Here is a 23,460-nt window from a genome sequence, read left to right as displayed (position 1 = left end):
AGTGGCTCTCGATCCGAAACTGCTGGATATCGTTGCCTGCCCGGTCTGCAAGGGCAAGCTGAACTATGACAAGAGCAAGCAGGAGCTGGTGTGCCGGTTCGATCGCCTCGCCTATCCGCTGGAGGAGGGGATCCCGGTGCTCTTGGAAAACCGCGCCCGCCACCTGCCGCTGGAAGAGCTGAACCCATGAGTTTCGTTGTCATCATCCCGGCCCGTTATGCCTCGACCCGCTTGCCGGGCAAGCCGCTGGCCGACATCCACGGCAAGCCCATGGTGCAGCACGTGGTGGAAAAGGCCATGCAGTCGGGGGCGGAGCGGGTGATCGTCGCCACCGATGACGCGCGGGTGCAGGCGGCGTTAGCCGGTAGCGGCGTCGAGGTGTGCATGACCTCGGCCGATCACCAGTCCGGCACCGAGCGGTTGGCCGAAGTGTGCCGTCTGTGCGGTTTTGCCGCCGACACCATCATCGTCAACGTGCAGGGGGACGAGCCGCTGATCCCGCCCGCCATCATCCGCCAGGTGGCCGACAATCTGGCGGCGGCCGATGCTCCGATGGCAACCCTGAGCGTACCCATTCACGATGCGGCCGAGGCCTTCAATCCCAACGCGGTGAAGGTGGTGACCGATAAGGATGGCTATGCCCTCTACTTCAGCCGCGCCCCCATCCCTTGGGAGCGGGATCGCTTTGCAGCGAGCCATGAAGTGATTGGCCCCTGGTTCCAGCGCCACATCGGCATCTATGCCTATCGCGCTGGCTTTATCGAGCGCTATGTGCAGTGGGCGCCGAGCCAGCTTGAACAGATAGAGGCCCTCGAACAGTTGCGGGTGCTCTGGTACGGGGAGAAGATCCATGTGGCCGAGGCGCTGGAGGCCCCGCCGGTTGGGGTTGATACTCAGGCGGATCTTGAAAAGGTGCGGGCACTGCTCGCTAAATGAGGTAAAAACGGCGCCAAAGGCGCTGTTTTTTTATGCATGTCTGACGTGGCTTTTTGACGCTAATTATCTGATTTGTTGGGACGTGTCGGATCTTAGCGCACCCTGAAAGCCGGTGTTTGCCAAACGCATCAGTTTCGTTATGATGCAAGACAAGTGTGGTATGCCCGCTGGGCAATAAAAATATAAAAAGATGGGGTAATCCGGGTGATAAATGTATTTCTGGTCGATGATCATGAGCTGGTGCGTACCGGGATAAGACGCATCCTGGAGGATGTCCGCGGGATCAAGGTAGTGGGTGAGGCGCAAAGCGGTGAGCTGGCCGTGACCTACTGCCGCCAGAATCATCCGGATGTGATTCTGATGGACATGAACATGCCTGGCATCGGCGGACTGGAAGCCACCCGCAAGATCCTGCGAATTTGCCCGGATGTGCGCATCATAGTGCTCACCATCCATTCAGAAAACCCGTTCCCGACCAAGGTGATGCAGGCCGGCGCCGCCGGTTACCTCACCAAGGGCGCCGCCCCTGAGGAGATGATCCAGGCCATTCGCCTGGTGCACTCGGGCCAGCGTTACATCTCCCCGGAGATTGCCCAGCAGATGGCATTGAGTCAGTTTGCCTCCCATGACGAGAACCCCTTCAAGTCCCTCTCCGAGCGCGAGCTGCAAATCATGATGATGATCACCAAGGGGCAGAAGGTGAACGAGATCTCCGAGCAGCTCAACCTGAGCCCGAAGACGGTCAACAGCTACCGATATCGGCTCTTTAGCAAGCTCGGCATCAACGGGGATGTGGAGTTGACCCACCTCGCCATCCGTTATGGCATGCTGGATGCCGATACCCTCTGAGCGGCAGTGGCCACGCAGTAAACAGCATAAGGAAGGCGGCCATGGCCGCCTTTTCCCTTGATGGAGCACCATGAGCGAGCAGTTTGACAGCAAGGCCTTTCTCAAGGTCGTGACCCACCAGAGCGGTGTTTACCGCATGTATGATGCGGGCGGCACCGTTATCTATGTGGGCAAGGCCAAGGATCTCAAAAAACGCCTCTCCTCCTATTTTCGCAAGCAGGTCGACAGCGCCAAGACCCGCGCCCTGGTCAGCCAGATCGCGGACATTCAGGTGACGGTGACCCACACCGAGACCGAGGCGCTGATCCTCGAGCACAACCTCATCAAGCAGTACCAACCGCGCTACAACGTGCTGCTGCGCGACGACAAGTCTTATCCCTGGATCATCATCACCGATGAGCGCCACCCGCGGATCGGCGTGCACCGGGGGGCGCGCAAAATCAAAGGGGAGTATTTCGGCCCATACCCCTCGGGGGGGGCGGTGCGCGAGAGCCTGCACCTGATGCAGAAGATCTTCCCAGTGCGCCAGTGTGAAGACGCCGTCTATGCCAACCGCTCACGCCCCTGCCTCATGTATCAGTTGGGGCGCTGCGCTGGCCCCTGCGTGGCGGGGCTGGTGAGCGACGAGGAGTATGCACGCCAAGTCGATCTGGCCCGGCTGTTTCTGGTGGGCAAGGATCAGGAGGTGATCGGTCGGCTGGTGGAGCAGATGGAGAGCGCCAGCCTAGAGCTGCGCTTTGAGGAGGCGGCCCGGTTTCGCGATCAGATCCAGGCGCTGCGCCGGGTGACCGAGCAGCAGTCGGTCAGCGGCAACGTGCTCGATGATCTCGACGTGGTAGGGGTGGCCCAGAGCCAGGGCACGGCTTGCGTGCACGTCTTGTTCATCCGTCAGGGCAAGGTGCTCGGCTCGCGCAGCTACTTTCCCAAGGTGCCAAGCGATACGCCGCTCGAAGAGGTGGTGCAATCTTTCCTGCTCCAGTTCTATCTTTCGGGCCAGTCGGGGCGGCAGATCCCCAGCGAGGTGCTGCTCGATGTGGCGCTTGAGGACGAAGAGGTGATCGCCGAGACACTGAGCCAGAGCGCCGGCTACAAGGTGCGGGTGGTGAGCCGCACCCGCGCCGATCGGGCGCGTTTTATCAAGCTGGCCAGCACCAATGCGCTGACCGCCTTGCAGTCACGGCTGGCCCACAAGAGCACCATGACCGAGCGGCTGCGTCAGCTCGAAGAGCTGCTCGAACTCGAGCGCCCCATCGCGAGGATGGAGTGCTTTGATATCTCCCACACCATGGGGGAGCGCACCGTGGCCTCCTGCGTGGTGTTTGGTCGCGAGGGGCCCATCAGCGGGGAGTATCGCCGTTTCAACATCGAGGGGATCACCGGCGGGGATGACTATGCCGCTATGGAGCAGGCGCTGGAGCGGCGCTTTGGCAAGCAGCAAGATGCCGACAAGGTGCCCGATATCCTCTTTATCGACGGTGGCCTCGGCCAGTTGCGCCGCGCCGAGGAGATCCTTGCCTGCCACTTAGACAAGCTCAGCGGTAAGCAGCCGCTGCTGATCGGGGTGGCCAAGGGGGTCACCCGTAAGGCGGGCCTAGAGACCCTCATCATCGGCGAGAGCCACGAAGAGATGAACCTGCCGACCGATATGCCGGCGCTGCATCTCATCCAGCATATCCGCGACGAGTCGCACCGCTTTGCCATCACGGGGCACAGGGCGCGGCGCGCCAAGGCGCGGGTCACCAGCTCGCTTGAAGAGATCCCCGGTGTGGGGCCCAAGCGGCGACAGGCGCTGCTCAAGTACCTAGGGGGGCTGCAAGAGGTTAAACGTGCCGGGGTCGAGGAGCTGGCCAAGGTGCCGGGGATCAGCCTGGCCATGGCCGAAGCGATCCATGCCGCGTTTCACGGCGCAAACGGGTGACGCAGGCGGGTGGCAATGCCATAATGACCGGGCTGCCTTCGGGCGCATTTCCGAGCCTGCTCGGATCCCCGGCGCTGCGGCATTGCCGCCCATCGCCCTCGCTCTCTGCTGAAGTGGCTGACAATAATGACCAATATCCCCAACCTGCTGACCTACTTTCGGATCTTGTTGATCCCCTTCTTCGTCGTTCTGTTCTATCTGCCGTATCACTGGTCTTATATGGCGGCTGCCGTGGTGTTCATTTTGGCGGCGGTAACCGACTGGTTTGATGGCTATCTGGCCCGCAAACTAAACCAGTCCACGGCTTTCGGGGCTTTTCTCGATCCGGTTGCCGACAAGATCATGGTGGCGGCCGCGCTGGTGGTCATTGTCGAGCACTACAACACGGTCTGGGTGACCATTCCCGCGCTGACCATGATTGGCCGCGAGATCCTGATTTCGGCCCTGCGTGAATGGATGGCGGAGATTGGCAAGCGCTCCTCGGTGGCGGTTGGCTGGATTGGTAAATGGAAGACCACCATCCAGATGGTTTCACTGACCGGGCTCATCTGGCAGTACGACATCTGGATGATCTGGTTGGCTTATCTGCTGCTGTATGTGGCGACCGTGCTGACCTTCTGGTCCATGTTCCAGTATTTGAAGGCGGCCTGGGCCGATCTCAGCTACCACTCTCGCTTCTGAGTGAGCAAAGAGGGTGAACGGAATGACCCGGCTTGGCCGGGTCTTCTGTTTTTGCGCCCTTGGCGCTTCTTTTGGGGCAAAAAATGCTCGAACGATCAGTCAATTAACTTTTTTGGGTTGACTCAGTGCGGCAAGCCGATAGAATGCTGCGTCACAGTCAGGGCGAAAGCCGAAGACAGGCGGGAATAGCTCAGTTGGTAGAGCACGACCTTGCCAAGGTCGGGGTCGCGAGTTCGAGTCTCGTTTCCCGCTCCAATCTCTCGTTGAGAGCATGGCGCGTTAACAAAGCGGTTATGTAGCGGATTGCAAATCCGTTTAGTCCGGTTCGACTCCGGAACGCGCCTCCACATTCTCAGGGCCCGCAGAGCGGGCCCTGTTGCAATCAGTCACTGCCCGGATGGTGAAATCGGTAGACACAAGGGATTTAAAATCCCTCGACCTTTGGTTGTGCGGGTTCGATTCCCGCTCCGGGCACCACTTTTTCATATCATATCGTATCATACGGTATCCCAAACCCGCATAGCGTAAGGCTCTGCGGGTTTTTTGTTGTGTCTTGTCGTATCATATCGTGTCGATACATGCCCCCAAGTCTGGGGGCCTTTTTGGGGGCCTAAATCTCAATGGGTGAATTTAGGCCCCCAAAACACCGGCCAGCCGTTGCCATGTAAGGCCTCAAGGAAAATAGTTTAGGCCCCCACGGATAGCGGACTTAGGCCCCCAACACGGGAGATTTAGGCCCCAATGCCTTTGAACGACATCACAGCAAGACAAGCCAAATGGAGCGGCAAACCGAGCGGCGACAAGCTGACCGATGAGAAGGGGCTTTTCCTGCTAGTCAATAAGTCCGGTAAGTATTGGCGGCTGAAATATCGCTTCGCCGGCAAGGAGAAGAAACTAGCCCTGGGGGTCTACCCTGAAGTGTCGCTAAAAGAGGCGAGAGCCAGGCGAGACGATGCCCGGAGATCTATCGCTGAAGGCGTTGATCCGTGCCTTGCTCGCAAGCAGGACAAGATCGCCGGGCAGATAGCCCGTGAGAACTGTTTTGAAGTGCTTGCGAGGGAGTGGCATCAAGGCCAGTTGGCGCGATGGAGCCCAAGCCATGCCGGCAGAGTGATCGAGTCACTGGAGGCCGACGCATTCCCGGATCTCGGCGCGGTACCCGTTACCGAGCTGACAGCCCCCATGATGCTGGAGGCGCTGCGTAAGGTGGAAAAGCGCGGTGCGTCTGAAACTGCTGGTCGTGTGTTGCAGCGGATCAGCGCGGTGATGCGCTATGCCATCCAGACGGGGCGAGCCACATACAACCCGGCGCAAGACCTCAAGGGGGCGCTTGTTGCGGCCAAGAAGGAGCACCGCCCCGCATTGCCACGGGCAGAGCTGCCGGAGTTCTACCGCCGCTTGGCCGCTGAGCCAATGAATCAGGTAACCCGTCTAGCCTTCCATCTGCTTATGTTGACCATGACCCGCCCCGGTGAGGTACGCTTTGCGCGCTGGGATGAGTTCGACATAGAGCGGGCTGAATGGCGGATCCCCGCCGAACGCATGAAGATGCGAGCCCCGCACCTTGTCCCCTTGTCCCGCCAGGTGCTGGCCGTGCTTGATGAGCTGCGCGGTCTGACGGGACATTGTGAGCTGTTGTTTCCCAGTGAGCGCCGCCTAACTACCCCAATCAGTGAGAACACTTTGAGCTATGCCATGGGGCGCATGGGCTACAAGGGTATTGCCACACCGCACGGATTCAGGGCGCTGGCTTCCACCACTCTGAATGAAGAGGGATTCAACCCTGATGTGATAGAGCGCCAACTTGCTCATGCTGAGCGTAACAAGGTTAGGGCGGCATATCACCGCGCCGAATACCTAGACGACCGGCGTAAGCTATTACAGTGGCTAGCCGATTTCTATGAATCACAGCAGGGGAGCAATGTTCAGCCTGTGAATTTCAGCCAGACAGGTTAATAAAGTCGATGAAAATTACACGTGGAAATACCTCACGCTCAGTACTTGTATATATTGCTCTGACCGATTACTGCCATTTATTACTATGGTGAAATCAAAAAAATAATAGCAATAAACATATGCCAATAACGTGTTGCATGGGATGAAATAATACCTCATGCATACACACCATCATTTTTATTTCCCTCCATAACATTAACGCCTGGATAGCCACCTCAGATTATGGGGCGTGCATCATGGATTCATTCCCACTACAGTCAAACTAACTGCCAATTTTTATCAGCCTAACAACTACCTAGGTTACCCAGAAATTTGATATAGATCACGTTTTAGTGAAAATAATCAAAAGCAAGCACCGTCCTATTATGTCGCTATTTGTGGCACTATGTCCCTCGATGTACTTATTTTAGAGCTATTCGCTAGCTGTCAATATTTTAAATTCTATTTCAATACTATTTTTTCTGTGCTCAGATAGTCCTACATAGCAAGACGCATCGAGGAATATCACAACATGTCATTACACGTATCATCTGAATTACCAATGGACGGCTTTGTCCGGGCTGGCACGTTGGCCAAGGTTCTGGGGATATCAGTGGTCACGGTCTGGCGTTGGTCTGCTGCTGGCAAGTTCCCCAAGCCAGTCAAGGTATCCGGTCGCGTTACCGGCTGGCCTGTCGCTGATGTGCGCGCCTGGATTGCTGAAAAAAGCAACCCTACTAGTCAATCCGCTAGCAACTGAGCCGCATTATGGCTGTGCGAGTTCGCTGCAACCAGTGTGGCAGCCTTGGCATCATAACCAAGTCAGACCGCATATCTGAAAACGTCTCTCGTTTATATTGTCGTTGTAAATCAGCTTCCTGCGGACATGCTTGGGTTTCAACACTGGCATATAGCCATACAACAAGGCCATCATCAAAACAGGGCCATTCAGTTGCTATTGCGCTACTTGATGCACTATCACCTGAAGCACGGACAAAGATTATTGAGGAGTTAACCAAGCTGAATAAATAACCCTGTGCAAACGTCAAAATTACTATGTGAGGTTTGAAATGGTCAATCCAGAAATAACAACTGGATGGGTATGCATTGCCTCATCCGGGCCAACAGTGTCAGAAAAAGAAATTAAACCTGAATGGCTTGTCGATATGGCAAGTAGTTATGACCCTGAGTTTTATACCGCCACCATGTGGCCAGAGCATAACCGAACAGAGCCGATGGGCCATGTCATGGCATTAAAGTCCGCTGTGGAAAATGGCATTACCAAACTGTTTGCTGTATTGAAACCAAACCTCGCGCTTATTGAGGTGAACAAAGAGGGGAAGCTCTGTTTTTGCTCGATTGAGCCAAGACCTAATTTTGCCAAGTCAGGCAAGATGTATTTGGCTGCGCTTGGATTAACCGATACCCCTGACAGTACCGGCACAACAGCACTTAAATTTAGTGCTCAAGGTGTCACGCCGAGAGGCGTACCGATGCAGTGGGCTGGTAGTTATGTCGAAAAAAGAGATAACGACTTTTTCAATCTCCTTACTCACGCTAAGGAGCTAAATAAGCAATTCCAGCACATTAAATCCATGACACATGACATGACCAAACAATTTTCAGTGACTAACGCGCCAACTTCGGAGCCCATGAATATGGATATCAATGTTATTACCAGCGACTTTCGTTTTTCGTTCTCGCAGCGTGACGGATTTCTTGACCCCGTTGCCAGTGCTGCGCTGACGTCAGCCTTGGCGCAATCTTCCCCGCTTCTCTCCCGGATCACATTTCTCCATGTGGCAGACCCCCACGCAGCCCAGTTCGATGGGTTCAAACCAGGCTTACGTACCGGGCGGCGCATTGGCGAACGGTTTGAGGTAAAGGCATCCCCTAGCCATACCCCGCCAGAATTGACTGATATGGACAGTGGCACTGTGTTTAGTTGGGGTGAGCTGAGCCAAATCCTCGGCAGGATGACCCAGCAGCAAGCCAACGAGGTGCTACAGGGCTTGATGTTGCTCGCCGTGGCGGAAGACATCATTCGTATTGGCTTTCATGGTATTGCCGCTGAAGCAGAGACCGATCCCTCTGCTCACCCCAACGGGGAAGATGTGGCGCGGGGCTGGCATCAGACGGCAAAGGATGCCGATAAGGCTGGGGAGCGTGTATTGCTGGCCCCTGTAGTGTTTGATGTCAAAGGTGGCGGCGATTATGCCGATCTGGATGCCATGGCCTACCACCTGGTAAACAAACTGCCGGAAGCATACCGCGACGACCCGCGTTTGGTTGTGCTGGTCGGTGGCGAGTTGTTGCGGGCTCACAAGCAGGCTTATATCAAGCCCGGCCAGGTTCGCGATAAAGACCAGCGCATGAAAATTGCCGATATGCCGGTAATGACCAACCAAAATATGCCGAGAAACTATTTCGCTATCACTTTCCTTGAAAATATGATGGTTATTACTGAGGAAAATAGTGAGCGAGTAAACGCAACAGACGTGAATGATAGCAAGGCATGGGCAATGCGTTATTACCGCCATTCAGGTTATTCGTTGGGAGAGCCCAAAGCGTATGCGGCTTTCGATGCCATATCCATTGCTAAATAACAGGAGATAGAGCATGAACCATATTGAAAAAGCAGTGAGTGATCTTGAGCATTCCAAATCTCGCTTTAATGCTAGCGCATCAGAAATGGATGCAATCCGCAATAAACAAGCTGAACTGAAGGCAATGATTGCGGATGCTAAAAGTAAGCTAGATAACTGGAAGGTGCTGGCCCCTTCTGCCGGTGTTGCTGAAGCAATGGCAGACCGTCAGTCATCGCGTGACCTGGCTAATCACATGGAAGATGCAAGTGAGCTGCTGGAGGCGCTAAAAATTGATGATGAGTGCCATTGGCCTGACCTTGCCAATGCCCATGCGGCGCTCGAGAATGCGCGTAATAAGTTGCGCTATGAATACAAGCGCCTGGCCAACGCTGAAATCACTGGTCGCATTAAAATGGTAACCGCTAAATTGCTGCCTCATATCGGCGGACTTGCAGAACTGGCCGTAATCAAAAAGATTGCGGAAGGCGAGGAGGCCGCCATTGCGTGGGCACAAGCTGAACTTATGAAATTGCTTAAGCCTGCAATGGATAATGTGGATACAGATAAAACTGGTGTTCGCATGGATATTGCCGAAATGCTGACTGAGCAAGTCAACACTAAATATCATCACGAAATCAGCAAGGGTTCATCACCTGCCTATAAATGCAAAGTTAATCATATGAAAAACCGCAAATAAAAAGTGGCGGGCCTTGTACGCCCGCCACTTCTATTTCCCACTGCCTTTCAATTTACCCAAGGAAAGACCTGTGCATTATGCTATTCATGTGAAATGCTGGCAATGTATTTCACTTATATTGACGAGTCTTGTCACGCAATACATTCATGGACGCAACCTGCATACTTGGCGACAAGTTGAACATCTGGTACTCGGTGGCTTGCGTGATACGTATCGACACGGTAAGATCTTCAACGCAACGGCAAAATCCGTTGCCGGGCGTGGAAACCCGGAATTGAACTCAGCGCCAACCCACGCGCTTGCGTGGTTTTTTGTTGGCACTCGATCCCCTTTGCTTGGGGCGCTGTTGGCCTATCTGGTCGGCGGGGTCTGCTGTGTCATGGTGGCTCGGGCGGGGCAGCTTTCAGGCTGGCCGGTTTCCTCTGGGTTCGCCGGTATTTCCACCCCCGCTCGGGCTACCGCCATGAGTGTGGAAACTCTGGTCGGTAGTGAATATCTATCGAACTCAGAGGCTGCCATCATGGCTACTATCCCCACCCTTGCTACATCCAAACTCTTTACCTTTCTGCTCGCTGCGCACGGTTGTCGTGTGGCCGAGCTACCCCGCATTCGCACCGTTTCGACCACGGCTCATACCGAAGCTGAGGCCCGCGCCCATCTGCCTGGCCTGCCGCTGGTGTTCCTGTCCCGCACCCCGAGTAACAAGGGGGTGGCAGCATGACAAGCCATCTGACCCATCATATCGATTTGAACCGTGTGCAACTTGAGCTTGATACCTCTGTATCCGCACTCCAAACCCTATCTTACCTGTTGGCAAGCAATGCCGAACAAACCAAGACCGATCCCCGTTTTGACCCTGCAACTCTGTCATATGGGGTTTCTGGCTTGCTGGAGTTGGTTGCCGGTAATCTGCACGAAAATTCATGCCATATCAGCGAACTTAACGACCAGCTGAACCGTGAAGGGGGTATGTCATGAGAATGCCATTCACTTTTTTCGCATGGGCAGCAGCCAACGAACCCGGATTCGTTGACCCTATCAATCCACGCACCGGCAAACGCTCGCAAGCGGATAGCTTGAGCGTCTTCCCGAGCCGTAAAGCCCGTGGCCAGTTCATCGCCCAGGCCCGAGGTACGGCGCTCGCTGTGACTGCCAAAAAGGCCCGCCAGTTGAAAGCCGGTTTAGATGACCGGGCATTTCATGAGCTGGTCGATCTGCTGGCTGGGGGTGACCTGTGAGCGCCTTCGAACGGGGTGACGGCTACTCCATACAGACCTTGAAATTTCAATGCCAGGAACTTGGTTTAGACCCCAGTTTATTGCCCAGACGGCTGTTGGAGATCACGAGCGAAGCCAGGACGTGCAGACATCCTGATCCCAACGTCGGGTATGAGAGAGTCGTTTATTTCAAGCCTGAAACACACGAGCACATTCTGCGGGCGGAAATATTCGCGATTGAGGCCGCCAAGATCTGCGAAGAGGAGCGACAGAAGCAACAAGAACAAGGGGAAAATCATGAGCGCGAATAACAACCACTATGCAAGCACAGTCTCTGATGTCGCGGCAGCCGCTTGTGGGCGCTGGCCTATGGTCTTGGCGTCATTGGGGATCGATGTCCCTAGTGGGCGCAAGCATGGCCCTTGCCCAGCCTGTGGTGGGAAAGACCGTTTCCGCCTTGATGACAAGGGGGGGCGCGGTACATTCATTTGCAACGAGTGCGGTGCGGGTGACGGGTTGGACTTGGTTGCCAGGGTGACCCGTCAACCACTCAAGGAGGCTGCCGCCATGGTGGCCCCTCTGGTGGGGTTAAGCGGTGCAGGGATGGATCCCGCAGAGCGTGAGCGCTTACAGCAAGCGCAACAGGCAAGGGCAGAGCAGGAGCGCAAGCAAGGCGAGCTGATGCGCAAGAAGGCCGCCAGTCGGGCCGCTGCTATCGTGCAGGACTGCCAAACGGGGCATTCTCCCTATCTGGTCGGTAAGCGCGTGAGATGGCCACATGGGCTGATGACACGCACGGTGATCGCCATTGGCAAGGAGAGCTTTCCCCATGGTTCAACCGTGGTGCCACTGACCGACGAAGGCGGCTACCTGGTGAACGTGCAACTTATTCGGCATGACGGATTCAAGAGCTATCTGCCAGGTGGTCAGAAACAAGGGGCTTATCACCGCATCGATGGCGGGGATCTGATTGCCGTGGTGGAGGGCTATGCCACGGGGTTATCTGTGCACCTGGTGACCGGGGCCACGGTCTATTGTGCGATGGACGCCGGTAACCTGGTGAACGTGGCCGGCACGGCTCGCCGGCAATATCCCCAGGCAATGATCTTGGTGTGTGGTGACAACGACGTGGCCAAGCCGAACAACCCCGGCAAGGTCAAGGCCGAGGAGGCCGCGCAAGCCGTGGGAGGGCTGGTGTCGCTACCGCCTGCCCCAGGTGATTGGAACGACTATCACCAAGCCTATGGGCGTGAGGACACAGGGGCGGTGATCATGGGGGTGATCCCTGTTGCGCCGCCGCCAGCCGAGACGCCAAAAGCGGCTAGCCAGAAGAAGCACAAGGGCCAGCAGGCGGCCAAGCAGGCAACCCCGGACAGCGCACAGGGGGTGAGCACTGAGCCAAACCCAGTAAGTGCGGTACAAGAAGGGGATCCCGGCTTCCTGCCGGATCAGCAAGCAGACCCAGCCTCGCAGGCACACGATGAAAATGATGATCTGCCGGAAGGGTTCATTATCAAACATGGCGGGCTGTACGGGATTGAGTGGGTCGGGCGCGGAGAAGAGGCGCGGCGTGAAGAGGTGCTGTTATCGCCAGTTGTGCGCGTGTTGGCACGTACCGCCAACGAGCGGGGCTATGGTCATGGAAAACTGTTGGAGTGGCAGGACAGCAAAGGCCGTCTGCGTCAATGGGCTATGCCAATGGACAGGCTGATCCAACGTGGAGGGGAAGCGGCCTTAGTGTCACTGGTTGATGGCGGGCTGGCGTTCGTGAACATGGAGAAGCGCAACAAGTTCACCCGCTATCTGATGATGTGCCAGCCGAGCCGTGAGATCACCTGTGTTGAACATACCGGTTGGCATGATGGAACGTATGTACTGCCAAGCGGTGGCATTGGGCCGAATGCCGGTGATGTGATCCTGCAATCGGGTGGCTACATGGACAGCGATTTCACCAGTGCCGGGGAGCTGGCCGAATGGCAGCGCCAAATTGCCTCTGTGGCTGTTGGTAACAGCCGACTTGGGTTTGCCCTGTCTTTGGCCTTTGCCGCGCCCCTGCTGTCTCTGGTGGGGCTTGAGGGCGGTGGTTTCCACCTCAAGGGCGAGAGTACAGACGGTAAATCAACCATCATGAAGGCGGCGGCAAGTGTTTACGGCCAGCCTGATCGTTTTAGCCACACTTGGCGGGCAACTGGTAACGCTATCGAGGGGATTGCCGGACGGCGTAATGATGCGCTGCTGTGTCTCGATGAGTTGGGCGAGCTGGACGGGCGCGAGGCCGGGCAAGTGGCCTACATGCTGGCGAACGGACAAGGCAAGGGCCGCAGTCGCCAGGATGGCGAATTGCGCGAGCGCAAAGCGTGGCGGCTGCTGTTCCTCTCGACCGGTGAGTTGTCCCTTGAAGATCATGCCGCCGAGGCAGGCAAACGCACACAAGCAGGGATGGAGGTGCGGACTATTCAGATCCCGAGCAGCACCGGCAAGCATGGGGCGTTTGAGGCGCTTCACAGCCAGCCGGACGGGCGAGCGTTCGCAGATGCGCTCAATGATGCCTGTAAGCGCGAATACGGCACCGCCTTTCGTACCTATGCCGAAGCGTTGGCCGCAGGGCTGGATGTGTACAGGGAGCGGCTGAAGGCGGAGATGAAGCGTTTGGCGTATGAGTTCACCCCAAAGGATGCCGGTAATCAGGTCGGGCGAGCTATCAACCGCTTTGCCCTGGTGGCGGCGGCGGGTGAGTTGGCGAGCGAGCTGGGGATCACCGGTTGGCCCCAGGGGGAGGCTACAAGGTCGGTGCGGGTGTGCCTCAAGGCGTGGTTGGATGAGCGGGGGCACTTGGGTAACAAGGAAGACAAGGCGACACGCGATCAAGTGCGGGGCTTTATGGTTGCGCATCAGTTCAGCCGCTTTGCAGACTGGTTTGACCCTAATCACCGCCCGGCAAACATGGTGGGTTACCGCAAGGTGGAGGGGGGCAGCGTGAGCTTTATCGTCTTGCCGTCGGCTTGGGCGGAGGTCACCAAGGGGCACGATCCAAAGCGAGCGGCGCAATTGTGCGTTGAGGCGGGTTGGTTGCGCCCGTCAAAGGACAGCCAGAAGCGATCGCAAAGCGTGGTTAAGTTGCCAGGCATGAGCAAGGCTAGCCGAGTCTATCATCTGACCGAGCTGGTTCTTTCAGATGCAGCCGAAGAGCCGGAAAACGACGAATAAGCCAGCCAGAAGAACGATCAGGGTCGCCATGTGCGGCCCTTGCTTCTTTCTGGTTGAGCATGTATCACGCGTGCGCGCAGCCGCGCGCACGAAAAACTTTAAAAGTTGAGGTAACGAGGTAACCACAGATATAAATCAAGCTGTAGCCCTTTATTTATAAGGGTTTGCTTGGTTACCTTGAAGGTGAAATTTCGAGGTAACCACGAGGTAACCTGAGGTAACCGAGACAAAGCAGGTTACCTCGATGGAAAAAGTTACCTCGGCCCTACTTTTTCGAGGTAACCAAGAAACCCAGTAACGGCGCGGCCTAGAGGGTCAAGTTACCTCGTTACCTCGGTTACCTACGTTTTTTGAGTCAGGTGTGCGCAGGTGCGCGCGAATAGCAAAGCTGCTGAGTTTACGTCAATAGTTTTTTCTCTGGCTGGCGATATTTATTTTTTGCATTGCGGTTGCCGGGGAACGCGTACCAACTTGAATTTTTGTAATTTATAAACTACACGCTTAAGTGTGATCGAGATCAAGCAAACCGCCGCCTTCATGGCATGGGAAAGCAAGCTGAAAGCTCAGCGAGCAAAGGCCGCTATTGCTGCCTGGATCTTCCGTCTCGCTAACGATCTCCCCGGAGACGTCTCACCGTCGGGCAAGGGGTAAGTGAGTTGAGGATTCATTACGGCCCAAGCTACCGGGTGTACTTCCAGCAGCGGGGGACTGAAATTGTCATCCTGCTATGCGGTGGAGATAAGGGCAGCCAGGCCAGGGATATAGATACCGCAAAGCGCCTAGCAAACGAGTGGAGGCCACAATGACAGAACCCATCTATGACTATGACCTAGCACAGGCGTTGGACGGCCCGGAGGCTATCGCCGTATTCCTAACGGATGCCCTGGAAACTGGAGACGCCGCCTATATCGCCAAGGCTATGGAGGTCGTTGCCCGCGCCAAAGGAATGTCAGAGCTAGCCAGGGAAACAGGATTGGCCAGAGAGCAGCTATACACATCTTTCAGCGTGCGCGGGAACCCCACACTAAAAACCACGCAGGCAGTGATGCGAGCGTTGGGAGTTGATCTGACTGCTCGAGCACACGCGAAATAAGAACATACCCGGCGCGGATAACTCGCCATCAAAAACAACAGGGGCGCTACAATGGCGCCCCTGTTGTTTTTTGCTGAAGGTCAACAACCTAACCCACCACTACCGCCACGCCAAGGGGCCGCCACCGCTAGCAACAAACATCCTCAAATGAATACTTATGCGCAACTCTATTCAGCCTCACCAAGCCTATCGGACTCTGTATGGCGATTATTCTCTGTTTCTGTGGCCACCACACAGGCCCGCAGCCCAGTATCTACGGCGAGATCCTCTGACTCACGGAATCCGCACTCCTCCCCCCCCACCTGCGGGCTGTATATAAATTTTTTTGTGAAATTTTTTTTTGTGCATTTCTATTCGCCAGCCCGCGCCAGTATTGGGGCTTTGGGGTAAAACCAGAATTTCACAAAACTGCATTTTGTGATCGTTTTGTGGCGATTCGATCACCACGAAAACGCGAAACGAAAAAACGCAACCAATTGAATTCTATGAAATAAATTCTATTTTTCGTGGGTTGTGAACAGACAGGCGTCTAACTGGTACAACCAGCGTGCAAAAGTGGCAAGCCCAGACGTGGCGCGGCCTAGCTGGCTGTTTTGGCTCGATTGAAGAATTTCACGAGTGAAATTTTTAAGGTGCCTCGCCTCCCGATCCTGGTGAGTGGATCAGCCGCAAACAGCCGAACCGGATGACCGAACACACCAAGCCAAATGGGGGGGATTTTCTATTTTCCGTGAGGTGCTACCACGTGGGGCGGTCATGCCCTGCCGATGGCACAGGAAACCACTCAGGGGCTCTCAGGCGGTCGCTGGTGCGTTGGGGGATGATCATGCCCTGCCGATGGCACAGGAAACCACTCATGAGCTCTCAGGCGGTCGCTGGTGCGTTGGGGGATGGTCGGCTCTGCCGATGGCACAGGAAGCCCCTCAGGAGCTCTCAGGCGGTCGCTGGTGCGTTGGGGGATGGTCAGCCCTGCGCCGATGCACAGGAAGCCCCTCATGAGCTCTCAGGCGGTCGCTGATGCGATGGGGGATGGTCAGTGTGTCAAACAGGCTACCGCCAGACCCTTGGGCTTCTTCTGGCTGGCCGCCTTTTAGGGGCTAAGGAAAACGAGCCTGGGGGCCTTTTTGGGGGCACAAACAATGATGACGAATAAAAATAACCAACAAAATCATAATGTTATTTGCTCGATTCTAGAGACGCTCCGGGCACCACGATTTAATGCTGTAATATCAGCATGTTAGAAAAGGCCACTCCAACGAGTGGCCTTTTTTGTTTATGTAGCGCACATCGCCGGTGCCTACATTATGTCCACGCAGGTTTAGCCACATTCGAAAGTCCATCGACACTCACCTCGAGGCTCGCTTGAAGAAGAGGTGCTGGTTTCTACCCCATCAATGAGTGCCAGTTAAGCCGCATCGAGTGGGGCAACAGCGCCGCCACCTCGTGTGGTATTACGCCGTAGTGCGCTAGAGCGTCGCCGTCGCAAGCGATATGAGGCGCGCCAGAGCCGCATCTTCCCTTGAAAGGAGGAAGGCGCAGGTGGCGCTGCTGCTCTGGTTGAGCACTGTTTGCCTCAGCGCCGCTGATGCTGTCAGCTCACCTACCCGCCAAGTGTTGGGGGAGGGCCGCGATCGAGTAAAACGCGGCCCCGCCTTTGGGCAGCCTTGGCTGCTGATCAGCCTAGGTCACCGCCGGCGACCGGCAAAATCGTGCCGGTGATGTAGCTGGCGTCATCGGATGCCAGAAACAAAATCGCCGACGCCTGTTCGTCCAGGGTGCCGTAGCGGTGCATCAGGCTCGTGGCTCTGGTCTGATCCACCAGGGTCTGGTACCACAGCCGTTCCTGCTCACTCTGGGGATCGGTATTGCGCGGGGTCAGCCGGGGCGGCGCCTCGGTGCCTCCGGGGGCGGTGGCGTTGACCCGGATCCCCTGCTCGGCGTATTCATAGGCCAGATTGACGGTGAGGGCATTGACCCCCCCCTTGGCTGCGCCGTAGGGCACCCGCATCACGCCACGGGTGGCCACCGACGATACGTTGACGATGGCTCCTCCCTGCTGCGCCAACATATAGGGCAACGCGGCCCGGCAGCACCACAGGGTAGGAAAGAGCGATCGCTGGATCTCCTTTTGGATCTGCTCCGGGCGATAGTGCTCGTAGGGTTGAGCCCAGATGGTGCCGCCCACGTTGTTGATCAGGATATCGATGCGGCCAAAGCGCGCGTGCGCCTGGTTCATCAGGGTTTCAGCGCCTTCCCACGTTTCCAGATCGGTCTGCACGGCGATGACCTCGCGGCCCTGACGTTGCAGCTCGGCCGCCAGATCGTGCACATACTCCGCCAGATCGGCCAGTACTAGGCTTGCGCCTTCCGCCGCCGCCCGCTCGGCCACCCGCCGCCCTATGCCTTGGGCCGCGCCGGTGATCACCATGACCTTGTTACTAAAGCGGGCGCTCATGCGACGTGCTCCGTGATGGCGGCAATGCTGGGGCTGAACCTCTCGTAGTAAAAGGAGGCCGGCTCAATGCCCTGGTCGCGAAAGTGTGTCAGTACGGCGTCCACCATGGGTTGCGGCCCGCACAGGTATACATCCACTTCACCTTGTCCCATCGTGGCCTGCTCCATGTGGTGGGTCACATACCCCTTGTTCGGGTGGCGGCTGTTGGCATCAGCCACCACTGTCTTGAAGCTGAACTGATCCAGCTCGGCCGCGCATTGCTCCAGTGCTTCGATACCCACCAGATCGTCGTCATGGGTGACGCCGTAGATAAGGTGCACCGGCTGCTTGCAGCCCGTCACCTTAAGCTGCGCCAACATGGCCAAGAATGGCGCCAAGCCAGTGCCCCCGGCCAGCATCAGCACAGGGCGCACCACAGGGCGCAGGTAAAACACCCCCATGGGGCCGCTCAGAGTGAGGCGCTCGCCGATCCTGGCCTGTCTCACCAGCCAGGTGCTCATCAGGCCGCTCGGGACGTTGCGGATCAAAAAGTGCAGCTCACGGCACCCCGGACGGGAGCTGAAAGAGTAGGCGCGGGTTTCATGGCTGCCCGGTACCTGGATGTTGACGTACTGGCCGGGTAGGAAGTGGATGGGCTCATCGGCCACCACGTTCAGCGCGATGGCGGTGGGGGAGACCAGGTTGATCTCGGCCAGCGTGCCGCCAAATTCGGTGGTGCCGGTTTTGCACAGGCTGGATGCGGCTGGAATATCGACCACGCAGTCGCTGGAGGGAACCATCTGGCAGGTCAAGATGTTGCCTGCGGCCCGCTCCTGCTCGGTCAGGGCTGCGTCGATGTAGTCATGACCCAGCTCGAAGCTTCCCTGGCGGCAGCGCCCTTTGCAGGTGCCGCACACGCCGTCGGCGCAGTCCATGGGGAGCTTGATCCGGTTGCGGTAGGCCGCATCCAGCACGGTTTCCCCTGCGTTGCAGCGGATAAAACGGGTCACGCCGTCTTCAAAGTTGAGGGCAATGTTGTAGCTCATGCTCTGCTCCCGCCGGTTACAGGTGATAGATATCAATCACTTGATTGATGTAGTCGTTGTTTAGGATCACCTTTTTTTCCGTGATCAGCGGTTGCTCGCCGCGGGTATCCAGGGTGTAGAAGGAGGTGCCAAAGTAGGTCTGCGTCTTTTGGTAGCGGTGGCAGAGGGTCTGCCAGTTAAAGCGCAGCCTCACGGCGTCGGCATCTTGCGCCAGGATCTCCAGGTTGCTGATCAGGTGAGTGGTGCGCGGCTCTGGCGGTGAGCTGGCACCCGAGCGCTCGGTCTTGATGCGGTAGACGCGATCTTCCAGTCCTTCCCTGTTGGGGTAATAGATGAGGGAAATCTCGGTCTGGGGATCCTCCGTCAGCCTGTCATCGTCGTCCCAGGCGGGCATCCAGTACACGACCTCCTTGCTGTAGCACTGCAACCATGGCTCCCACTGGCGATCATCCAGCAGACGGGCTTCCCGAAATACAAAGGCCTGGATCTGTTCAATGGGCATGGTCATGCGAGCGCCTCCTGTTCGGTGATGGCGATCTGCTGGGCGCGTTCGCTGGCCACCGCCTGTAGCATTTCGTTGACCCAGTGCTGGTGATGGGTCACATAGAGGCCTTCATCCTCGGGCTTGGCTCCGCTTCGCCGAGGCGTAAGGCCGATGGCAACGGCGCCGACATCTGGGCCATCAATCCAGTGGGCGGCGCCCCGGCTCATGTCGTTCCATTGCATGCCACGGGCCTGGTAACCCTGCTGGCAGGCTCGAAACTCTTCCAGATCGTCCGGCGTCCCCATGCCGCTGACGTTGAAGAAGTCTTCATACTGGCGCAGGCGCTTGGCTCGCTCAGCGGCCGGCTCGTTCTTGGGGGCCCAGCAGTAGATGGTGACTTCAGTCTTGTCGACGGCGATGGGGCGCAGCACGCGGATCTGGGTGGAGAACTGATCCATCAGGTAGACGTTGGGGTACAGGCATAGGTTCTTGGTGGTGTTGACGATGGCATCGGCACGGGCCTCGCCGACTTTTTGTTGCAGTCGCGCCAGGTGATTGAACACCGGGCGTACCTGGGGATTGGTGAGTCGGGTCCACAACATGATGTGGCCGTGGTCAAAGGCGTAGAAGCCCCCTTCGCTGGACCAACTCTTGGCGTCCACCGCCTCGGTACCGCCTTTTTCATAGTTGCGCTGACCCATGGTGGACAGGTAGTTCCAGTGCACCGTGCCCACGTGGTAGCCGTCGGCGCCGTTCTCGGCGGTCAGCTTCCAGTTGCCTTCATAGGTGTAGGTGGAGCTGCCGCGCAGGAGCTCGAGGCCCTCTTCCGCCTGATCGACCATGTTGTCGATGATCTTGGTGGTTTCCCCCAGATACGCTGCCAGCGGCAGTACGTCGGCGCTCAGGCTGCCGAACAGGAAGCCGCGATAGGACTCGAACTTCGGTAGCGGCTTCAGATCGTGGGAGCCGTCGTGGTTGAAGCTCTCCGGGTAACCGCCTTTTTGCTGATCGCGGGCCTTCAGCAGCGTGCCGTCGTTTTTGAAGGTCCAGCCGTGAAAGGGGCAGGTAAACGAGGCCTTGTTGTCGCGCCGCTTGCGGCACAGGGTGGCCCCCCGGTGGGAGCAGGTGTTGAGCAGGGCACGCAGCTCGCCCTCCTTGGTTCGAGTGATGAGCACAGGTTGGCGACCGAGCGTGGTGGTGTAGTAATCATTGGGGTTTTCCACCTGGCTTTCGTGGGCGAGATACACCCAATTGCCTTCAAAGATGTGCTTCATCTCCAGATCGAACAGCTCTTTATCGGTAAACATGCTGCGGTTACAGCGGTAGTGGCCGGTTTGCGGGTCGGCTTCTACCGCGCCCCGGATTTTTTGTTCGAGCCGGTCCAGTTGGTTAGTCATCTCTTTCACTCCATGTGGTGTTATTGTCCGGCCCGCCTTGGGCGGCCGGACGGCAGGCTGCAAGCAGCGATGAATACTCAGGCGCGAGGGCGCTTATGGCGCGCGCCCTCGCTCGGGGTAGTGGGGCCCAGGCACGCTGCCTTGGTGGGGGGCAACGCTGGGTGTGTGGCGATGGTGGCCTCGTCGATGCGAACCGCCCCCATCCCCCACGCTTTGCTGGTGGCAAGGGGGGCGCCCTCGCCAGCTAGGAGGATCTGCGCACTCAGGTGCAGCGCGCATGGCGTCGAGATAAGAAGGGGAGGGCGGCGGTCAGGCTGGCCCAGCGGATTTCGCCGGGCGGTGATCACAGTGGGTTTGACCCAGCGGTAGCTCAGGGCGGCCCGCTTAGGCTCTCCTTTAAGGCGTGGCTGGCGTGCGCCGGCTGGGGCCGCCTTGTGAGCGTGGCTATTTATGGTCAGCTTAATGCGCTCCGGGCTGCCTAATCCCTCAGCCAGCCCGGCGATGGAGGATGGCGTTCTCCACTTCTTATCTGAGCATCCCCACGTTGATACGCCCGATGAGCATGGGCGGCGGGCGTGGCGTAGGGTCGGTCCGGTCTTAATGGGGGATATGGTTGCTGACATGACGCTTCTACCACCTTGGTGATAATTGATTGTTGCAAAAAGGTTACATTTACGCTGTCATACGCACCAATATTGATTTAGTCGCCAGCAATACCCTGGAGGTATGGATGGAGCTGAGATACCTCCGCAATTTCATTGTGGTGGCGGAAGAGCTGAACCTGACCCGGGCGGCGGAGCGGTTGTTTATTGCCCAACCGCCGCTGACCCGCCAAATCAAACAGCTAGAGGAAGAGCTGGAGGTGCAGTTGTTTATTCGCAAGGCGCGGGGATTGGAGTTGACCCAGGGCGGCACCTACTTTTTGCAGCAGGCTCGCACTCTACTGGAGCGGTTGGAGGCCAGCATCGAAGGCACCCGGCAGATCGCCCAGTTGCGCAAGATGGTGTTCGCCATCGGCTTTGTGCCCTCGGTGTTCTATGGTCAACTGCCACTGATGGTGCGTCGGCTACGGCGCAACAAGAACCTGGAACTTGTGCTGCATGAACTCAAGACCCAGGAGCAGGTGGCGGCGCTCAAGAGTGGCAAGATAGACATCGGTTTTGGCCGGGTGCGTATCGACGATCCGGACGTGGAACAAGAGGTGCTGTTTAACGAGCCTCTGATTGTCGCTCTGCCCGCCTCTCATCCTTTGACCCGGCAGGCGCCGACCATGGCCGAGTTGGCAGAAGTGCCCATGGTGATTTTTCCTGCCGGCGCCGGCCCCCATTTTGCCGATGTCGTCCAGGGGTTGTTTCACCGTCGTGGCCTGAAGTTGCAGGTGAGCCAGCAGGTTAACGATGTGCAGACGGCGCTGTCACTGGTGGCCTCGGACATGGGGTTTGCCCTGGTGCCTGAGCAGGTGCACAAGCTGAACCGGGAAGGGGTGGAGTTCATGCCGGTGGCGGATGAAAAGCTCTCCATATCGGTGATTGCCTCGCGGCGCCGGGGTGAAACCCCGAGCGCGGCCATGCGTCTGGTAAACACCATACTGGCGGAGCTGGTGGAGAATCGGCGGAGCGGGCGTTATCCCTAAGCCACCATGCCCGTTTTCCTGGCGTAGCCTTTGCAACCATTGATCTCGCGTGCGGTCAATCCGCGCACTGAGATCGTTGATCGTCATGTGGGGGGCTTATTACTTAAATCAGCCAGTAAGTCATGACTCTCCCAGCCCCTCGTGATTGCGACATGTGGTGCTTTCTTAGGCGGGCATCCCCAGAGCGCTGCGCCGGGGGAGGGAGAGAGCCCTATCCCCTGCCTGGCTGGGAAGAAATAGGGGATAGTGCTGGTGAATGCGCTAGTCAGGATCACGCTTTTTTTAGTACTATCATGCCCTTTCCTAATTTTTGCTTGAGCAGGCTCCCATTCCGGGAGCGGTGACGAGGAAGACATGCAGCAGCTTGAAGAAGTGGTCGGCCAGGCGAAGGCCGAGATCGGGGGCGTAAGCGATATCGCCGCCCTCGACGAAATCCGGGTCAAGTATCTGGGCAAGAAAGGGTTCTTTACCGAGCAGATGAAGGGGCTGGGCGCGCTTTCGCCCGAAGAGCGTCCCGCCGCCGGCGCCGTGATCAACCAGGCCAAGCAGGCCGTGCAGGATCTGCTCAGTGAGCGTCGCGAGGCGCTGGAAGCGGCGGTACTGAACCAGAAGCTGGCCGCCGAGACGATCGACATTACCCTGCCGGGGCGTCGCATCGAAAATGGCGGCCTGCACCCGGTGACCCGCACCATCGAGCGCATCGAGCGTCTGTTTGGCGAGATGGGGTTCACCGTGGCGCGCGGCCCGGAGATCGAAGATAGCTTTCACAACTTCGATGCCCTGAACATCCCGGCTCACCACCCGGCGCGTACCGACCACGATACCTTCTACTTCAACCCGGATCTGATGCTGCGTACCCACACCTCGGGCGTGCAGATCCGCACCATGGAGCAGCAGCAGCCGCCGATCCGCATCATTGCGCCGGGCCGCGTCTATCGTAACGACTACGACATGACCCACACCCCCATGTTCCATCAGGTCGAAGGCCTGCTGATCGACGAGCATGCCAGCTTCACCGAGCTCAAAGGCATTTTGCACGACTTCCTGCGCAACTATTTCGAGGAAGACTTGACCATTCGCTTCCGCCCCTCCTATTTCCCGTTCACCGAGCCGAGCGCCGAAGTGGACGTGATGGGCAAGAACGGCAAGTGGCTGGAAGTGCTGGGCTGCGGCATGGTGCACCCGAACGTGCTGCGTTCGGTTGGCATCGATCCGGAGAAATACGCCGGCTTTGCCTTCGGCATGGGCGTTGAGCGCCTGACCATGCTGCGCTATGGGGTCAACGACCTGCGCGCTTTCTTCGAAAACGACCTGCGCTTCCTCAAGCAGTTCAAGTAAGGGCGAG

General features: G+C 57.4%; 23 protein-coding genes and 3 tRNA genes. 22 read left to right on the top strand and 4 right to left on the bottom strand.

The genetic code is table 11. The features are described 5' to 3' along the window. Position 1: 1 nt before the first annotated feature. From FE240_RS08910 to FE240_RS08815, 20 genes are all read left to right on the top strand, one after another. Positions 2-190, top strand: a complete 189-nt coding sequence (locus FE240_RS08910) for a Trm112 family protein (protein ID WP_042045257.1) — start codon at positions 2-4, stop codon at positions 188-190. Next, a complete protein-coding gene (gene kdsB / locus FE240_RS08905) occupies positions 187-936 on the top strand; it encodes a 3-deoxy-manno-octulosonate cytidylyltransferase (RefSeq protein WP_193004232.1) in 750 nt (249 codons plus the stop codon). The genes FE240_RS08910 and kdsB overlap by 4 nt, the downstream gene beginning before the upstream one ends. Positions 937-1,140: 204 nt before the next feature. After that, positions 1,141-1,785, top strand: coding sequence for a UvrY/SirA/GacA family response regulator transcription factor (gene uvrY, locus FE240_RS08900; RefSeq protein WP_193004230.1), 645 nt, complete (start codon positions 1,141-1,143; stop codon positions 1,783-1,785). A gap of 70 nt (positions 1,786-1,855) precedes the next feature. Next, complete coding sequence (gene uvrC / locus FE240_RS08895) at positions 1,856-3,703, top strand: excinuclease ABC subunit UvrC (RefSeq protein WP_193004228.1); 1,848 nt, start codon at positions 1,856-1,858, stop codon at positions 3,701-3,703. Positions 3,704-3,829: 126 nt separating this feature from the next. After that, positions 3,830-4,384, top strand: coding sequence for a CDP-diacylglycerol--glycerol-3-phosphate 3-phosphatidyltransferase (gene pgsA, locus FE240_RS08890; RefSeq protein WP_193004226.1), 555 nt, complete (start codon positions 3,830-3,832; stop codon positions 4,382-4,384). A 179-nt stretch (positions 4,385-4,563) separates the two neighbouring features. After that, positions 4,564-4,639, top strand: a tRNA-Gly gene (locus FE240_RS08885). An 18-nt stretch (positions 4,640-4,657) separates the two neighbouring features. Continuing rightward, positions 4,658-4,731: transfer RNA gene (locus FE240_RS08880), tRNA-Cys, on the top strand. A 44-nt stretch (positions 4,732-4,775) separates the two neighbouring features. After that, positions 4,776-4,861: transfer RNA gene (locus FE240_RS08875), tRNA-Leu, on the top strand. A 264-nt stretch (positions 4,862-5,125) separates the two neighbouring features. Further along, positions 5,126-6,340 carry a tyrosine-type recombinase/integrase gene (locus FE240_RS08870; RefSeq protein WP_193004224.1) on the top strand — a complete coding sequence of 405 codons (1,215 nt, stop codon included), beginning with the start codon at positions 5,126-5,128 and terminating at the stop codon, positions 6,338-6,340. Positions 6,341-6,851: 511 nt separating this feature from the next. Further along, positions 6,852-7,079: a helix-turn-helix transcriptional regulator gene (locus FE240_RS08865; protein WP_193004222.1), complete on the top strand. Its 228-nt coding sequence runs from the start codon at positions 6,852-6,854 to the stop codon at positions 7,077-7,079. Positions 7,080-7,087: 8 nt separating this feature from the next. Next, entirely contained in the window at positions 7,088-7,351 is a 264-nt protein-coding gene (locus FE240_RS08860; RefSeq protein ID WP_226799081.1) for an ogr/Delta-like zinc finger family protein, read from the top strand. 38 nt (positions 7,352-7,389) lie between these two features. Continuing rightward, a complete protein-coding gene (locus FE240_RS08855) occupies positions 7,390-8,925 on the top strand; it encodes a P2 family phage major capsid protein (RefSeq protein ID WP_193004220.1) in 1,536 nt (511 codons plus the stop codon). A 13-nt stretch (positions 8,926-8,938) separates the two neighbouring features. Further along, positions 8,939-9,604, top strand: coding sequence for a hypothetical protein (locus tag FE240_RS08850; protein ID WP_193004218.1), 666 nt, complete (start codon positions 8,939-8,941; stop codon positions 9,602-9,604). A 13-nt stretch (positions 9,605-9,617) separates the two neighbouring features. Beyond that, positions 9,618-10,325, top strand: a complete 708-nt coding sequence (locus FE240_RS08845) for an ash family protein (RefSeq protein WP_226799079.1) — start codon at positions 9,618-9,620, stop codon at positions 10,323-10,325. Further along, entirely contained in the window at positions 10,322-10,582 is a 261-nt protein-coding gene (locus tag FE240_RS08840) for a hypothetical protein (protein ID WP_193004216.1), read from the top strand. Before FE240_RS08845 ends, FE240_RS08840 begins: the two co-directional genes overlap by 4 nt. Further along, a complete protein-coding gene (locus tag FE240_RS08835; RefSeq protein ID WP_226799077.1) occupies positions 10,579-10,842 on the top strand; it encodes a hypothetical protein in 264 nt (87 codons plus the stop codon). The genes FE240_RS08840 and FE240_RS08835 overlap by 4 nt, the downstream gene beginning before the upstream one ends. After that, positions 10,839-11,132, top strand: coding sequence for a hypothetical protein (locus FE240_RS08830; RefSeq protein ID WP_193004214.1), 294 nt, complete (start codon positions 10,839-10,841; stop codon positions 11,130-11,132). Before FE240_RS08835 ends, FE240_RS08830 begins: the two co-directional genes overlap by 4 nt. Next, entirely contained in the window at positions 11,119-14,028 is a 2,910-nt protein-coding gene (locus FE240_RS08825) for a DUF927 domain-containing protein (protein ID WP_193004212.1), read from the top strand. Before FE240_RS08830 ends, FE240_RS08825 begins: the two co-directional genes overlap by 14 nt. 686 nt (positions 14,029-14,714) lie before the next feature. Beyond that, complete coding sequence (locus FE240_RS18940) at positions 14,715-14,834, top strand: type II toxin-antitoxin system RelE/ParE family toxin (protein WP_264293202.1); 120 nt, start codon at positions 14,715-14,717, stop codon at positions 14,832-14,834. After that, positions 14,831-15,121, top strand: coding sequence for an addiction module antidote protein (locus FE240_RS08815; RefSeq protein ID WP_193004210.1), 291 nt, complete (start codon positions 14,831-14,833; stop codon positions 15,119-15,121). Before FE240_RS18940 ends, FE240_RS08815 begins: the two co-directional genes overlap by 4 nt. 1,675 nt (positions 15,122-16,796) lie before the next feature. Here the strand turns inward: FE240_RS08815 and benD are convergent. From benD to FE240_RS08795, 4 genes are read right to left on the bottom strand one after another with little or no spacing between them, the layout of a single operon-like run. Then, positions 16,797-17,576 carry a benzoate diol dehydrogenase BenD gene (benD, locus tag FE240_RS08810; protein ID WP_193004208.1) on the bottom strand — a complete coding sequence of 260 codons (780 nt, stop codon included), beginning with the start codon at positions 17,574-17,576 and terminating at the stop codon, positions 16,797-16,799. Further along, positions 17,573-18,601, bottom strand: a complete 1,029-nt coding sequence (gene benC / locus FE240_RS08805; protein ID WP_193004206.1) for a benzoate 1,2-dioxygenase electron transfer component BenC — start codon at positions 18,599-18,601, stop codon at positions 17,573-17,575. The genes benD and benC overlap by 4 nt, the downstream gene beginning before the upstream one ends. A 16-nt stretch (positions 18,602-18,617) precedes the next feature. Then, complete coding sequence (benB, locus tag FE240_RS08800) at positions 18,618-19,109, bottom strand: benzoate 1,2-dioxygenase small subunit (RefSeq protein WP_193004205.1); 492 nt, start codon at positions 19,107-19,109, stop codon at positions 18,618-18,620. Next, positions 19,106-20,482 (bottom strand): Rieske 2Fe-2S domain-containing protein, encoded by a 1,377-nt coding sequence (locus tag FE240_RS08795; RefSeq protein WP_193004204.1) that lies wholly within the window; start codon positions 20,480-20,482, stop codon positions 19,106-19,108. The genes benB and FE240_RS08795 overlap by 4 nt, the downstream gene beginning before the upstream one ends. A 730-nt stretch (positions 20,483-21,212) precedes the next feature. Between FE240_RS08795 and FE240_RS08790 the strand changes: the two genes are divergently transcribed. Together FE240_RS08790 and pheS are read left to right on the top strand one after the other, a co-directional pair. Next, positions 21,213-22,115, top strand: coding sequence for a LysR family transcriptional regulator (locus tag FE240_RS08790; RefSeq protein ID WP_193004203.1), 903 nt, complete (start codon positions 21,213-21,215; stop codon positions 22,113-22,115). Positions 22,116-22,469: 354 nt separating this feature from the next. After that, positions 22,470-23,453: a phenylalanine--tRNA ligase subunit alpha gene (gene pheS / locus FE240_RS08785; protein WP_193004202.1), complete on the top strand. Its 984-nt coding sequence runs from the start codon at positions 22,470-22,472 to the stop codon at positions 23,451-23,453. Positions 23,454-23,460 lie beyond the last annotated feature (7 nt).

Origin of the sequence: Aeromonas simiae (genome assembly GCF_014892695.1) — a bacterium.
In the GTDB taxonomy this organism is placed as follows: domain Bacteria; phylum Pseudomonadota; class Gammaproteobacteria; order Enterobacterales; family Aeromonadaceae; genus Aeromonas; species Aeromonas simiae.
This window is presented reverse-complemented; position numbering and strand designations above follow the sequence as displayed.